General features: G+C 64.1%; 14 protein-coding genes. 11 read left to right on the top strand and 3 right to left on the bottom strand.

Features of this window, described 5'->3' with window-relative positions; translation table 11 throughout:
- Window positions 1-169 precede the first annotated feature (169 nt).
- The gene (locus tag AB4Z37_RS26785; protein WP_441519752.1) at window positions 170-934 is read right to left on the bottom strand and encodes a FadR/GntR family transcriptional regulator; all 765 of its coding nucleotides are present in this window, start codon (window positions 932-934) and stop codon (window positions 170-172) included.
- 199 nt (window positions 935-1,133) lie between these two features.
- Between AB4Z37_RS26785 and AB4Z37_RS26780 the strand changes: the two genes are divergently transcribed.
- Together AB4Z37_RS26780 and kdgT are read left to right on the top strand one after the other, a co-directional pair.
- Window positions 1,134-2,285: an alpha-hydroxy acid oxidase gene (locus AB4Z37_RS26780; protein WP_441519751.1), complete on the top strand. Its 1,152-nt coding sequence runs from the start codon at window positions 1,134-1,136 to the stop codon at window positions 2,283-2,285.
- Window positions 2,286-2,353: 68 nt separating this feature from the next.
- Window positions 2,354-3,385 carry a 2-keto-3-deoxygluconate transporter gene (gene kdgT, locus AB4Z37_RS26775; protein ID WP_441519750.1) on the top strand — a complete coding sequence of 344 codons (1,032 nt, stop codon included), beginning with the start codon at window positions 2,354-2,356 and terminating at the stop codon, window positions 3,383-3,385.
- 73 nt (window positions 3,386-3,458) lie between these two features.
- Here kdgT and AB4Z37_RS26770 read toward each other — a convergent pair whose 3' ends face one another.
- Both AB4Z37_RS26770 and AB4Z37_RS26765 read right to left on the bottom strand, forming a co-directional pair.
- Window positions 3,459-4,481: an LLM class flavin-dependent oxidoreductase gene (locus tag AB4Z37_RS26770; protein ID WP_441519749.1), complete on the bottom strand. Its 1,023-nt coding sequence runs from the start codon at window positions 4,479-4,481 to the stop codon at window positions 3,459-3,461.
- A 79-nt stretch (window positions 4,482-4,560) separates the two neighbouring features.
- Window positions 4,561-5,454, bottom strand: a complete 894-nt coding sequence (locus AB4Z37_RS26765; protein WP_441519748.1) for a LysR family transcriptional regulator — start codon at window positions 5,452-5,454, stop codon at window positions 4,561-4,563.
- Between the two features lie 93 nt (window positions 5,455-5,547).
- On the opposite strand from AB4Z37_RS26765, the gene AB4Z37_RS26760 reads away from it, so the two are divergent.
- From AB4Z37_RS26760 to AB4Z37_RS26720, 9 genes are all read left to right on the top strand, one after another.
- Window positions 5,548-5,988 carry a PACE efflux transporter gene (locus AB4Z37_RS26760; RefSeq protein WP_441519747.1) on the top strand — a complete coding sequence of 147 codons (441 nt, stop codon included), beginning with the start codon at window positions 5,548-5,550 and terminating at the stop codon, window positions 5,986-5,988.
- Between the two features lie 197 nt (window positions 5,989-6,185).
- Complete coding sequence (locus AB4Z37_RS26755) at window positions 6,186-6,623, top strand: hypothetical protein (protein WP_441519746.1); 438 nt, start codon at window positions 6,186-6,188, stop codon at window positions 6,621-6,623.
- A gap of 222 nt (window positions 6,624-6,845) precedes the next feature.
- Window positions 6,846-7,631: a hypothetical protein gene (locus AB4Z37_RS26750; protein ID WP_441519745.1), complete on the top strand. Its 786-nt coding sequence runs from the start codon at window positions 6,846-6,848 to the stop codon at window positions 7,629-7,631.
- Between the two features lie 32 nt (window positions 7,632-7,663).
- Window positions 7,664-8,329, top strand: a complete 666-nt coding sequence (locus tag AB4Z37_RS26745; RefSeq protein WP_441519744.1) for an imm11 family protein — start codon at window positions 7,664-7,666, stop codon at window positions 8,327-8,329.
- A gap of 4 nt (window positions 8,330-8,333) precedes the next feature.
- Window positions 8,334-8,513, top strand: coding sequence for a hypothetical protein (locus tag AB4Z37_RS26740; protein WP_441519743.1), 180 nt, complete (start codon window positions 8,334-8,336; stop codon window positions 8,511-8,513).
- A 254-nt stretch (window positions 8,514-8,767) separates the two neighbouring features.
- Window positions 8,768-9,550: a class II aldolase/adducin family protein gene (locus tag AB4Z37_RS26735; protein WP_441519742.1), complete on the top strand. Its 783-nt coding sequence runs from the start codon at window positions 8,768-8,770 to the stop codon at window positions 9,548-9,550.
- 31 nt (window positions 9,551-9,581) lie between these two features.
- On the top strand, window positions 9,582-11,180 hold the full coding sequence (locus AB4Z37_RS26730; RefSeq protein ID WP_441519741.1) for an ABC transporter substrate-binding protein: 1,599 nt from the start codon (window positions 9,582-9,584) through the stop codon (window positions 11,178-11,180).
- Between the two features lie 95 nt (window positions 11,181-11,275).
- Complete coding sequence (locus tag AB4Z37_RS26725; RefSeq protein WP_441519740.1) at window positions 11,276-12,007, top strand: S1 family peptidase; 732 nt, start codon at window positions 11,276-11,278, stop codon at window positions 12,005-12,007.
- A gap of 93 nt (window positions 12,008-12,100) precedes the next feature.
- A complete protein-coding gene (locus tag AB4Z37_RS26720) occupies window positions 12,101-12,520 on the top strand; it encodes a hypothetical protein (RefSeq protein ID WP_441519739.1) in 420 nt (139 codons plus the stop codon).
- The last annotated feature ends 291 nt before the right edge of the window (window positions 12,521-12,811 follow it).

The raw sequence follows: 12,811 nt of genomic DNA, 5'->3' as shown, positions 1-12,811 counted from the left end.
CAGGTTTTGACAGTGTTTTCGAGCCACGCGCTGAAGATGCCCAATGGCGAGGAGCCGTGCTTTCCTACCGGATAGACCAGGCAGTAGTGCTTTTTCTCGGGGAGGGATGTTTCGAACGGGATGATTCATGTCCCGATGGCGGCGTCGCGGTCACCCGCGGCGCCGCGCGTCATTTGGCCAGCAGGCTTTTGCGCGCGATGCGGCTCAGCGAGGTTTGAAGCCGCTGGCTGTCGCGCTGGATATCCTCCACGGTCTCGAACGTGAAGCGCACATGTTCGCTCGCCCGCGCCTCGGCATCCGCCGCGCGGCCGGCGACGACGGCCTCTGCCAGCGCGATGTGCTGTTCGAGCAGGCGCTCGCGCACGCCCTCGCGCAGGTAGAGCTGGCTGCGGCTGTAGAAGATGTTGCTGCGCAGCAGGTCGGCAAGGGCGCGCATGACATGCAGCAGCACCACATTGTGGCTCGCCTCGTAGATCAGGAGGTGGAGCTCGACGTCGGCCTCGCCTTCCCGGGTCGGGTCCTTCAGGCCGTGCGCGCGCTTCATCCGCCCGATGCAGTCGCGGATGGCGGCGCGATCGACGTCGGTGGCGCGCTCGGCGGCGAGGCGGGCGGCGTGGGCCTCCTGGATGCGGCGGAATTCGAAGTAGTCGGCGGTGACGCGCGGCTTGTCCTCGAGCAGGCTCGCGAGCGGCTGCAGCAGCGGTGACAGGAACTGGGCGACCCGCGTGCCGGAACGGTCACTGACGAGCAGCCCGCGCTCGACCAGCAGGCCGAGCGCGTCGCGCAGCGATGGCCGCGAGATCTGCAGCTTGTCCGCAAGCTCACGCTCCGGGGCGAGCCGTTCGTTCGGCCGCAACGTGCCTTCGAGAATGAGCTTCTCGATATGGTCGGCGATCGCCTGGGCGACCTTTGGTGTCCGTACGGTGTTGATCACGCTCGTGTCCGTCTCCTCGCAAGCCATTCCTTGCCGTCGTCGTGCGCCCGCTTTCTGCAACCCAGATGCTGGGCCGATCAAGAGGATTGACGTCATGGTAAAATCTTTTTACCACGCGGTTCAATGGATACAGCAATAGGTCCAGGAGCCGCCGGTCGTCGCCGTGGTCGATCGTCGCTCGACAGCCGGGGAGGCAAGCGTGCGCCTGACGCAGTGCCACAATTTCCATGATTTCCGCCGCCTCGCGCAGCGCCGGCTGCCCGGCCCCATCTTCAACTACATCGACGGCGCCGCCGAGGACGAGGTCACCTACCGCCGCAACACCGCCGCCTTCAAGGCGTGCGATCTCGTGCCCCATATTCTGCGCGGCGTCGCCGACGTCGACCTGTCGACCACGGTGATGGGGCAGAAACTCGCGGTGCCGTTCTACTGCTCGCCGACCGCGCTGCAGCGCCTGTTTCACCATCAGGGCGAGCGCGCCGTCGCGGCGGCGGCGGCCAGATACGGCACGATGTTCGGGGTGTCGTCGCTCGGCACGGTCAGTCTCGAGGAGGTCCGCCGCGCCCATGCCGGCCCGCAGGTCTATCAGTTCTATTTCCACAAGGACCGCGGCCTCAACCGCGCCATGATGCAGCGGGCACGGGAGGCCGGCATCGATGTGATGATGCTGACGGTCGACAGCGTCACCGGCGGCAACCGCGAGCGCGACCTGCGCACCGGCTTCACCATCCCGTTCCGGCTGAATCTGAAGGGCATGGCGCAGTTCGCGATCAAGCCGATGTGGGGGATCAATTACCTCACCCATGAGACGTTCAGCCTGCCGCAGCTCGACGCCCATGTCGATTTCGGCGGCAGCGCGATGTCGATCGGGCGCTATTTCACCGAGATGCTGGACCCGTCCATCAGTTGGGACGATGTCGCCGAGATGGTGCAGATCTGGGGTGGCAAGTTCTGCCTCAAGGGGGTCATGGCGCCGGCCGATGCCATCCGTGCCGCCGAGATCGGCTGCGCGGGCATCATCGTCTCCAATCACGGCGGCCGCCAGCTCGACGGCTCGCGTGCGGCGTTCGATCAGCTCGCGGAGATCGTCGATGCCGCGGGCGACCGCATCGACGTCATGATGGACGGCGGCATCCAGCGCGGCAGCGATGTCCTGAAGGCGCTGTCGGTCGGCGCCAAGGCCGTCGGCCTCGGGCGCTACTATCTCTATCCGCTCGCGGCGGCGGGAGAGGCCGGTGTCACGCGCGCGCTGCAACTGCTGCGCACCGAGGTCGAGCGCGACATGCGGCTGATGGGTTGCCGCTCGATCGACCAGCTGTCGCGCAGCAATCTGCGCTTCAGGCCCGCCTGACAACTCTCCATCACGTCGCAACAACACAACAACACAACAACACAACAACACAACAATAAGGGAAGAAGATGCGGATCAAGGCTGCGATCGAGAAGATTCCCGGTGGGCTGATGCTGGTGCCGCTGGTGCTGGGCGCGATGTGCCGGACATGGTCGCCCGGCGCCGGCAGCTATTTCGGCTCGTTCACCAACGGCCTCATCACCGGCACCGTGCCGATCCTTGCGGTGTGGTTCTTCTGCATGGGGGCGACCATCGACCTGCGTGCGACCGGCACGGTGCTGCGCAAGTCGGGGACGCTGCTGGTCACCAAGACCGCGGTCGCGTGGCTGGCGACGCTGGTCGCCATGCGCGTGCTGCCGGAGGGCGGCATCGAGACCGGCTTGCTCGCGGGGCTGTCCGTGCTCGCCATCACGTCCGCCATGGACATGACCAATGCCGGCCTCTACGCGGCGCTGATGCAGCAGTATGGCGAGAAGGAGGAAGCCAGCGCTTTCGTCCTGATGTCCGTGGAATCCGGTCCGCTCATCTCGATGCTCATTCTCGGTGCGGCAGGGGCCGCGGTGTTCGAGCCGCGCCTGTTCGTCGGCGCCGTGCTGCCGTTCCTGATCGGGTTCGCGCTCGGCAACCTCGACCACGAGCTGCGCGCCTTCTTCGGCCGCTGCGTCCACCCGCTGATCCCGTTCTTCGGCTTCGCGCTCGGCAACGGCATAGACATGAAGGTCATTCTCACCAGCGGTCTGCCCGGCATCATTCTCGGCCTCGGCGTGATCGTCGTGACCGGCATTCCGCTGATGCTCGCCGACCGTTTCATCGGCCGCGGCAACGGCGCGGCCGGGCTCGCCGCATCGTCGACGGCCGGCGCGGCGATCGCCAACCCCAAGATCATCGGCGACATGATCCCGGCGTTCCAGAAGGTCGCGCCGGCGGCCACTGCCCTCGTGGCGACGTCCTGCCTGGTCACCGCGATCGTCGTGCCGATCCTCACCGCGATGTGGGCGAAGCGCATGGGATGGACGGCGGCGGCGAATGCCGCCGACGGGACCGAGGGTGCTGCGTCCGACAGTGTCGGGGCCAGCGCCGTGTCAGTCGTGCATCACTAGCGCTCGATCCAACACCGGAGCTCCGTTCAGGGAGCCCCGGTGTCGCTGGTGCGGACGTGAACAGGCGTATCGGCTAGCGCCAGCCGAGCGCCGGGGCGATGTGGGTCAGGATCGCCTCGATGACATGGGCGTTGTAGGCGACGCCCAATTGGTTGGGGACGGTCAGCAGCAGCGTGTCGGCCTCGGCGATCGCCTCGTCCTGCTTGAGCTGCTCGATCAGCACGTCCGGCTCGGCGGCATAGCTGCGGCCGAAGATCGCCCGGGTGTTCTCGTCGATGAATCCGACCTGGTCCTGATCTTCGCCCGAGCGGCCGAAGTAGGCGCGATCGCGATCATCCACCAGGGCGAAGATGCTGCGGCTCACCGAGACGCGCGGCTCGCGGGTGTGGCCGGCTTCCTTCCAGGCGGCGCGGTAAGCACGGATCTGCGCGGCCTGCTGGACGTGGAACGCCTCGCCGGTCTCGTCGTCCTTGAGCGTCGAACTCTGCAGGTTCATGCCGAGCTTGGCAGCCCACACCGCGGTGGCGTTGGAGCCCGCGCCCCACCAGATGCGTTCGCGCAGGCCCGCGGAATGCGGCTCGAGCCGCAGCGGGCCCGGCGGATTGGGAAACATCGGCCGTGGATTGGGCTGGGCGAAGCCTTCGCCGCGCAGCATGTCGAGGAACACCTCGGCGTGGCGCCGGCCCATGTCGGCATCGCTCTGGCCCTCGGCCGGGCGGAAGCCGAAATAGCGCCAGCCGTCGATCACCTGCTCGGGCGAGCCGCGGCTGATGCCGAGCTGCAGCCGCTCGCCGGCGATGAGGTCCGCGGCACCGGCGTCCTCGGCCATGTACAGCGGATTCTCATAGCGCATGTCGATAACAGCCGTTCCGATCTCGATGCGGCTGGTCTTGGCGCCGATGGCGGCGAGGAGCGGGAAGGGCGACGCCAGTTGGCGGGCGAAATGATGGACACGGACATAGGCGCCGTCGGCCCCGAGCTGCTCGGCGGCCTGGGCGAGCTCGATGGACTGCAGCAGCGCGTCGGCGGCCGAGCGCGTCTGCGACTGGGGGGACGGTGTCCAGTGGCCGAAGGAGAGGAAGCCGATCTTTTTCATGTCATGAGAGTCCATTGTTGTCTGGCGCACAGACTAGCCGCGTCGACGCCGCTGACAAAGAGCGTCGTTTCGGCGTCGGTCAGCCGATCGCGGCGTCGATCCGGGTGGTGGCAAAACGCTTGCGCAGCCATTTTGCGGCGGGGCCGCACGGCCGCTGCTTGTGCCAGATCATCTCCAGCGCGATCGGCAGGTCGTAGTCGTCGAACTGCAGTTCGGGCGTCACGAGATCCGGGGCCTCCGGCGCATGGGCGATGACATGGCCGGAGGCGAACGCCCAGCCGATGCCCTGCTTCACCAGTTGCAGGATGACCCAGTGGCTTTCCACCCACCACACGTCGGCGGCGACCCGCAGGCGGCGCTTCTCCGGGCCGTCGCTGCGCGCGCCGACCAGGATCTGGCGATAGCGCTTGAGATCCTCCCAGTCGACGCGGACGCCGGCGAGCGGATGGTCTTTGGCGCACACCATCTGGATCGGCACCCAGCCGATGGTGCGGAAGCCGAGCTCGACCGGCAGTTGCTCCTGGCGCCAGCTGATGCCGATATCGGCCTTGCCGGCGAGCACGAGGCTCGTGACGTCCTCCATCAGCGGAAACAGCATCTCGAGCTCGACATGCGGGAAGTGGCGCGCGAAGTCGGCGAACAGCGGCGCCAGCGCGCTCTCGGGATAGAGCTCGTCGATGGCGATGACGAGCTTGCGCTCGATCTTCTCTTCAAAGCTGCGCGCGACGCCGATGAGATGCGCGCGGCGATCGAGCACCACCTTGGCCTCGAGCAGCAACCGCTCGCCCGCGGGCGTCAGCACCGGCTGGCGTCCCGCGCGGCTGAACAGCTGGATACCGAGATCTTCCTCGAGGTTCGCCACATGGGTGCTGACCGCGGACTGCGCCTTGCGCAGCGCGCGCGCCGCCGCGGAAAACGAGCCGCGCTCGGCGGAGGCGACGAACGCCTCGAGCTGGTCGAGGGAGACGGTCATCTATCTCCATATCAGATGGTATCTATCTTGAAGGAACCTAAAATACAGATAGAAAAGATATTGTCAATAAGAACAATGATTTAGGAGTTCCTGATGTCCATGCGTTCCCTGCCTGACCGGATCCGTCATGCCGTGCTGTTCGAAGCGGTCGGCCTCGTGATGCTGGTGCCGCTGGGCGCCTGGCTGTTCGGACTGGAGGCCCACAAGGTCGGCGTCGTCGGCGTCGCCGCCGCGACCATCGCGACCGTCTGGAATTTCGTGTTCAATCTCGGCTTCGATCATGCGATGCGCCGCGCCGTCGGCCATACCCAGAAGTCGATCAGCACGCGTGTGCTGCACGCCGGACTGTTCGAGCTCGGTCTTCTGATCATGCTGCTGCCGCCGATCGCGTGGTATCTCGGCATGACGTTGTGGGAGACCCTGCTGATGGATCTGTCGATGATCGGCTTCTACGTCGCCTATGCGTTCGGCTTCAACCTCGCCTACGACCGGGTCTTCCCGATCCCGGTACGAGCGGCGGTGGCCCGCACTTGAACGGCAGGCATCATCAGAGCTGGTCGCGCGGTGGTCCAAGCCGCGTGACCCGCTCGGATGTCAGCGGCTGGCAGAAGGACCCTCGCATCATCAAGGCGGATCCGGGATGCGTATTGCCTTCCTGGTGTCGTCGTGTCTCGCTATGGAAAGCGGGGGCCAGCAGAGCAGTCTCTGTGCCCCGCGGGAATAGGGGCAATATGACTTTGGATAAAGGATGGCTTCGCGCGGCGGTGATTTTTGCGTGCGCATGTAACGTGGCGTCAGTGGCCGGAATTAAGTATGAGCGGTATCTCTGGGCGGTACAGAGTCATGAAGCGTTCTCAGAAAATTTCAGTGATGCGATATCGGACGGAATCTACCTTTTGCCGATCATTGTCGTCCTTCTGGCTCGGCGAAATGCGCCGATCGTCCTCGCATACGCATCGGTGTTGTTCGTGATCTTGCTGGGGCGCATCTATTATCTGCTGCCCCCCTCGCTGACAGGTGTCGATGGCCTCGCTTTGAAGCTGGACTGGTCCCATCTGGCTCAAGGTCTTGTTGGCATGATTTCAGGATTTGGAATGGCTGTTCTGGCGAGCATCCTCTTGTTGATATCTGGCTACAATGCGTTCTGGCGCTTCTGGGAAGATAGGTAACAGGCATTATCAGAGCTGGTCGCTCGGTGGTCCAAGCCGCGTGATGCACTTGCCCGCGCACAAAACTCGAAGATGCGCCTGATCAAACAGGGCATAGCCAGAACTGTATTTGTAGGAAACGACGACGTGGAGCCGCAATCGTGAATGGATCAGGCATTAAGTCCCTTTGAAACGACGCCGCGCCAACGCATGCTCTGGTGCAGCACACATGGAGCTATTTTCGTGGATATTGACCTCACCGCTATCATCATCTGCAAACGCCCGGCTTCAATAAGCACGGATGTCATCCGCCAACGGCTCGAACGGATAGCTCCTGGTTTGCCGTTCGAGGAAGCGCTTGATGGCACGGCTGTTGGAGGGGGCGGAGCGAGAGGGGCGGTTGTGATCTGTGATGGTGTGATGATGGCGGTCTTGGAGGTCGCGGCGCCACTCCCCTTGGAGTCGCTCATCTATGGTCCGTTGCCAACGCTTTTCTGGCAGACTGCGGCTCAGGATCTCGCGGGCCACTCGGCCCATGTGCGCGTGATGGTCGTCAATCCCGAAAAATCGGGCAAGTCGATTACCGAGCAGGCTCGGGCTTTGACCCTACTCGCTGCCGCCGTGTGCAATGCGGTCGAGGCTATCGGCGTGTTGTGGTGCGCCTCTGACCATCTTATGAGCGCAGGCCGCTTCGTCCAGATCACCACGACGCCTAAGGACCAGGGCCAGATGCTCAGCGCTATCTGGGTTCGTCTCTTCGTGGCGCAGACAGAAGCGGGGCTCGTCGTCGCGACCCATGGTCTTGCCGCCTTTACGGGGACTTTCGAACTCGAATTCGCGCCGACCAAGAGACTCGATCTCTCAACCCTCGCCACCCGCGCTATGCAGTTTTCGCATTTTCTCATCACTGGCGTGATGACACTGAAGCCGGGCGACGTCGCCGGCCCGGAGAATTTCGCGGTCACGGAGGGGCGGAGCAGCTTCGAGGATAGGCTCGCGCTGCATTTGGCCATGCCGGCCCGGTCGTAACGCGCGTCCAAGGCTGGGGGGGAGAGTTCAAAGTGGCCTATGTGGTGACACCGAAATATTTCAGTCGCGACCCAGCTTTCGACTTCGAGCCGAAATGGCAAAGTGAACTCGATTTGCCAACGAAAGAAACAACGTCCTACCTAGTCAATCACGGGCTTCGCGTTCCACCCGAACGGTTTCCCAAGAAAGCGATCTTGGTTTCGAGTCACAAGATCAAGAACGATGTGGTTATTGCCGGAATTTCAAAATGGGCCATCTCGGAACGGGTTCGGGCAATCTGGGACAAATTTGCGCCAGGCCTGATCGAATATCTGCCGGTCGAGGTCGTTAGAAAAAACGGCGAGCCCATCAACGAACATCGATACTGCTACACCAACATTCTCAATCGCGTGCAAACGATCTGCTGGGACGGCGTGGAGTGGACGTCTGTCGAGCCGAAAACGGGATATCGCTATGTCGATCTTCCGCACGAATGGGCTCTCGGCAAGCAGAAGCTGGGGATCAAGCTCGATCGAAGTGGGCATACCGACATCCACATCTGGCACGAGGATAATGCAGACCATATGTCGAGTTGGGTGTTCATGTCCGACGAATTGGCGGATGCGATGCGCGCCGCGGACATCACGAATTTGAAATACGAACATATCGAAGAGGACTTGTGTCTTCCAAACCTTGCGATGCCAAGCCAAGGGTGCTGACATTATGAGCGATATTCAAAGCGATATTCAAAACGGCCGCATCGCCGCTGCTGCGGGAGGTGGATGCGACATTGGCGGACAAAGAGAGATTGAAAAACTCTCCCTGGGCGAATCTAAAAATATTTGCAGCAGCAATTTTGTCGCTCAAGACCATGGATGTCGCTGTGGACTACATACTGGTTGATCCCCGTAATTTGTATCCCGTTGCTTCTTCTGGCGCTAGCGACGTCATCGAATCTTATCAAGAGCTAATGAAGTAAAATGGAGGGAATCATGGCCAGCCAACCTTCGGGCCGGATGTCGCCGAAGAGATGATTTTCATCGAAGGCCGGATGATCTGTTTGCAAATGTTGTCTGGTCCGCCCGCTCTTTAAAAGCACCATCTCGCCAAACCAGCGTAGCGTTCTCCTCTGCTCCGCAGGGACAAGGAGAACGCGGGTGAACCAGCTGGTGGAGAAGCCGAAGCGATATGCGCTCGTCGAGCGCGCGCCTGCGGCGACTTTCGAGGAGGAGCGGCTGCATCGCAAGCAGCGGCTCGCGGCGACATTCCGCCTGTTCTCGCGCTACGGCTTTGACCAGGGCCTCGCCGGCCATGTCACGGTGCGTGATCCAGAATTTCCGGACCGGTTCTGGATCAATCCGCTGTCGAAATTCTTCGGCCAGGTCAAGGTGTCCGACCTGCAGCTGGTCGATCACGACGGCAACATTCTGATCGGTGACAAACCGATCAACCAGGCGGGCTTCGTCATCCATTCGGCGATCCACGCCGCGCATCCGCAGGTGGTCGCCGCCGCGCACACCCATTCCACCTATGGCAAGGCGTGGTCGGCACTCGGCCGGCTGCTCGATCCGCTCACCCAGGACTCCTGCGCCTTCTACGACGATCATGTGCTGTTCAATCCGTTTTCCGGCGTGGTGCTGGAAGCGGAGGAGGGCCGCCGCCTCGCCGAGGCTCTCGGAACGAAGAAGGCTGCGATCCTGCAGAACCATGGCCTGCTCACCGTCGGGCCGACCATCGAGGCCGCCGCATGGTGGTACATCGCGATGGACAACGCCGCCCGCACGCAACTCCTCGCCGAAGCCGCCGGCGAGACCAAGCCGATCGCGCACGACATCGCCAAGCTGACCGCGTCCCAGGTCGGCTCTCACAAGGGCGGTTATTTCAGCTTCCAGCCGCTGTGGGACTGGATCGTGGCGGCCGAGCCCGATCTGCTCGACTGATGCCGCGCTGGCCCGCACTGGATTGTCCATCATGACTTTGTCGAGACGTGCCTTCGTCGCCGCACCGGTGGCGGGGCTGCTGCTGCCCGCCGCGATCACCCGCGCCCGCGCCGCGGAGGAGGGGCCGCGCCATGGCGGCCGGCTGAATTTCGTCATCCATCCCGAGCCGACCACGCTGGTGTGCTTCAACACCACCGAAGGCCCGGCGATCCAGGCGAGCAGCAAGGTGGTCGAGGGGCTTCTGACCTACGACTTCGATCTCAATCCCAGGCCGCAGCTCGCCACCGCCTGGAGCGTCAGCGAGGATGGGCTGCAATACCGCTTCGAGCTGCGCCGCAACGTCAGCTGGCACGACGGCCAGCCGTTCACCGCCGCCGACGTGGTCTATTCGTTCGGCCTGCTGAAATCGGCGCATCCGCGTGGACGCACCACCTTCGCCAACCTGCAGGAGGTGCGGGCCGTCGACGACCATACCGTGCAGGTCGTGCTGTCGAAGCCCGCGCCTTATCTGCTCTATGCGCTGGCGGCCGGCGAGTCGCCGATCGTTCCCAGGCACCTCTATGAGGGCAAGGGCGATCCGCTGCTCAACCCGAACAACCGCGCGCCCGTCGGCACCGGGCCGTTCGTGTTCAAGGAATGGGTGAACGGCAGCTACATCAGCTACGTCCGCAATCCGAACTACTGGGACGCGCCGAAACCCTACCTGGATGCGCTGCTGGTGCGGATCATTCCCGACGGCGCCGCGCGCGCCGTGGCGTTCGAGACCGGCGAGATCGACATCGGCGGCTCGACGCCGGTGTCGCCGCTCGATCTCGAGCGTTTTGCGAAGCTGCCGCATCTCGGTCTTGAAAACCGCGGCAGCGAGTACGCACCGACGCTCTACGGCATCGAGTTCAACCTCGACAATCCCTACCTCAGGCACAAGCTGGTGCGGCAGGCGATCGCCCATGCGATCGATCCCTCGGCGGTGCTCAATGTCGCCTGGTATGGCCTCGGCGAGCCCACGGTCAGTATCGTCAGCCCGACGCTGAAGCGGTTCTACAATCCCGACGTCAAGACCTATCCGTTCGATCCGAAGAGGGCGGCGCAGCTGCTCGACCAGGCCGGCTTTCCGCTCAACGGCCGCTTCCGCTTCGCGTTGACACACGACTACCAGCCGTTCGGCGAGAACTTCAAACGCACCGGCGAATACCTCAAGAGTGCGCTCGCCGCGGTCGGCATCGACGTCACGGTGCGCGGGCAGGACTTTCCGAGCTACCTCAAGCGCGTCTACAGCGATCGCGACTACGACTTCACCAACCACCCCTTCACCAACATGTTCGATCCGACGGTCGGGCTGCAGCGCTTCTTCACCAGCGACAATTTTCGTAAAGGTGTCGCCTTCACCAACGCCAGTCATTATGCAAATCCGGAGGTCGACCGGCTGTTCGCGGAGATCGCGATTGAGGCGGATGCGGGCAAGCGCAAGGCCGCGATCGACCGTTTCCAGGATATCCTGGCCGACGAACTGCCTGTCATCCCGCTGATGCTCAGCCGTTCCGTCACAGTCTACAACCGCAAGGTGATTGATCACACGGTCGATGCCACCGGTGTCCAGGGCAATTTCGCCGGCGTCTGGCTGCGCAGCTGAAGCCGGCCACGACAGGTTCCTGAACGCGCTGCGCTGGTCGCCGACCGGCGGTGGAGGCGCTTGACCGTCTCGCAGGCCCGTGCGAGACGGGCCGCATGTTGCGATGCCTGCTTCTGACCGCCAGCCTTGCTGTTCTCGCTGCCCTGCCGGCCGTGGCGCAGGGATTGCCGTGGCAGGACCGTGATCGCGCGCGCGAGCCGGTGCGTTCGCTGTCGCGCCCGGTGGAGGCGGCCATCAGCCACGAGAAGACCGGAACCGGCTTCTTCGTCGACGATGCCGGCACGATGCTCACCGTGCGCCATGCGGTGGATGCCTGCGTGCGGGTGGTGGTCGCCAAGGAAGGCCGCGCGGTCAGCGCGCGCGTGGTGGCGTTGTCCGATCGCGCCGATCTCGCGCTGATCAAGGTGCCGCGCACCTGGGGGCTCGCCGCGGTGTTCCCCAGTAATGCCACGCCGGCCGTCAACGACATGGTGTTCGTCGGCGCCTATGACCGCCTGCCGGGGCTGATCGCCCGTGGCGGCACGCTGGCCAACGCGACGGTGGCGGTCGCCGCCGACTCGGCCGGGCAGCTCGCGCTCGATTCCGACGCCACCTTCGGCGCCAGCGGGGCGCCGGTGCTCGACGGGCGTGGCCTGGTGGAGGGCGTGATCAGCCGTCGCACCTCTGCGACGCGGGTCGTTGCGGTCGGGGCGATGGAGGCCAAGGCGTTCATGGCCGATCATGGCGTGCGATTCGCGCACGATGATCGCCCGCAGCTCGCGGGCGGCGCCTCGCGGGCCAACCGCGCGGCGTCGATCTCGGCCCGTGTCACGTGCCTGCAAAACTAGCCGGGCAGAGTCGCGCCGTCGTCACTCCTGCCGGTCGCCATTCCTGTCATGTGTCTGTCATCTGTTCGTCGTCCCGGATTCCGGACGGTTGCCGTGCTCTGCGGTGTCGTGCTGGGTCTCAGCAGCGTTCCGCTCGTCTCCGCGCACGCCCAGGGGCTCGATTTCCGCGAGTCGGCCAAGGCGCCGCCGTCCTGGGGCCAGTTCGCCAAGCTCGTGCAGTATCGCTTCGAGAGCTGGATCGAGGGCGACGACGAGGTCGCGCGGCGGTTTCGCGCCTATGTCAAGGAGCACGCGGGCAAGGAGGACGGGCTGCCGCCGGCGCTCGTGGTGCGCGCCTGGCTCAATCCGGACGGTACGGTGGAGAAGGTGTCATTCGCCGCGCTGAAGAACGCGGCGGCGGACGCGGACCTGCGCACCATCCTCACCCGCGGCAATGTCGGCGAGGCCCCGCCGCCGGAAATGCTGCAACCCCTGAACCTGCGCTTCTCGATCAATCCGAAGAAGACGCCTTGAGGGCCGGAGCTGTGGATTGGGGGCGTTCCACATATTCTGCGTCATCACCGGGCCGGCGCGTAGCGCCGTGACCCGGTGATCCAGCTTCAAACTCACGTCGCACTGCGAGCAAGCTGGATTGCCGGGTCTTCGCCCGGCAATGACGCAATGGGTGTGGTCTGCGCCGAGAACGAACCGAACACTCGTGGATCAAGTTCGGCAATGACGCAGTGGGTGTGGCACGCCTCATTGGGTTCGCACCTCGCTTGGCATGAAGCGATACGCACGCTAGCGTCGCCCGCGTCATTGTTC

The sequence above is a fragment of the Bradyrhizobium sp. 2TAF24 genome (assembly GCF_052115025.1).
Classification (GTDB): Bacteria; Pseudomonadota; Alphaproteobacteria; order Rhizobiales; family Xanthobacteraceae; genus Bradyrhizobium_A.
Note: the sequence above shows the minus strand (reverse complement) of the source record. Positions and strands in the feature narration are given on the sequence as shown.

What these genes read in the sequence shown, in the direction of transcription:
- AB4Z37_RS26770 (WP_441519749.1), bottom strand. Translation starts at nt 4,481, where the DNA reads ATGAAAAAGATCGGCTTCCTCTCCTTCGGCCACTGGACACCGTCCCCC.
- kdgT (WP_441519750.1), top strand. Translation starts at nt 2,354, where the DNA reads ATGCGGATCAAGGCTGCGATCGAGAAGATTCCCGGTGGGCTGATGCTG.
- AB4Z37_RS26740 (WP_441519743.1), top strand. Translation starts at nt 8,334, where the DNA reads ATGAGCGATATTCAAAGCGATATTCAAAACGGCCGCATCGCCGCTGCT.
- AB4Z37_RS26725 (WP_441519740.1), top strand. Translation starts at nt 11,276, where the DNA reads ATGTTGCGATGCCTGCTTCTGACCGCCAGCCTTGCTGTTCTCGCTGCC.
- AB4Z37_RS26765 (WP_441519748.1), bottom strand. Translation starts at nt 5,454, where the DNA reads ATGACCGTCTCCCTCGACCAGCTCGAGGCGTTCGTCGCCTCCGCCGAG.
- AB4Z37_RS26755 (WP_441519746.1), top strand. Translation starts at nt 6,186, where the DNA reads ATGACTTTGGATAAAGGATGGCTTCGCGCGGCGGTGATTTTTGCGTGC.
- AB4Z37_RS26730 (WP_441519741.1), top strand. Translation starts at nt 9,582, where the DNA reads ATGACTTTGTCGAGACGTGCCTTCGTCGCCGCACCGGTGGCGGGGCTG.
- AB4Z37_RS26760 (WP_441519747.1), top strand. Translation starts at nt 5,548, where the DNA reads ATGTCCATGCGTTCCCTGCCTGACCGGATCCGTCATGCCGTGCTGTTC.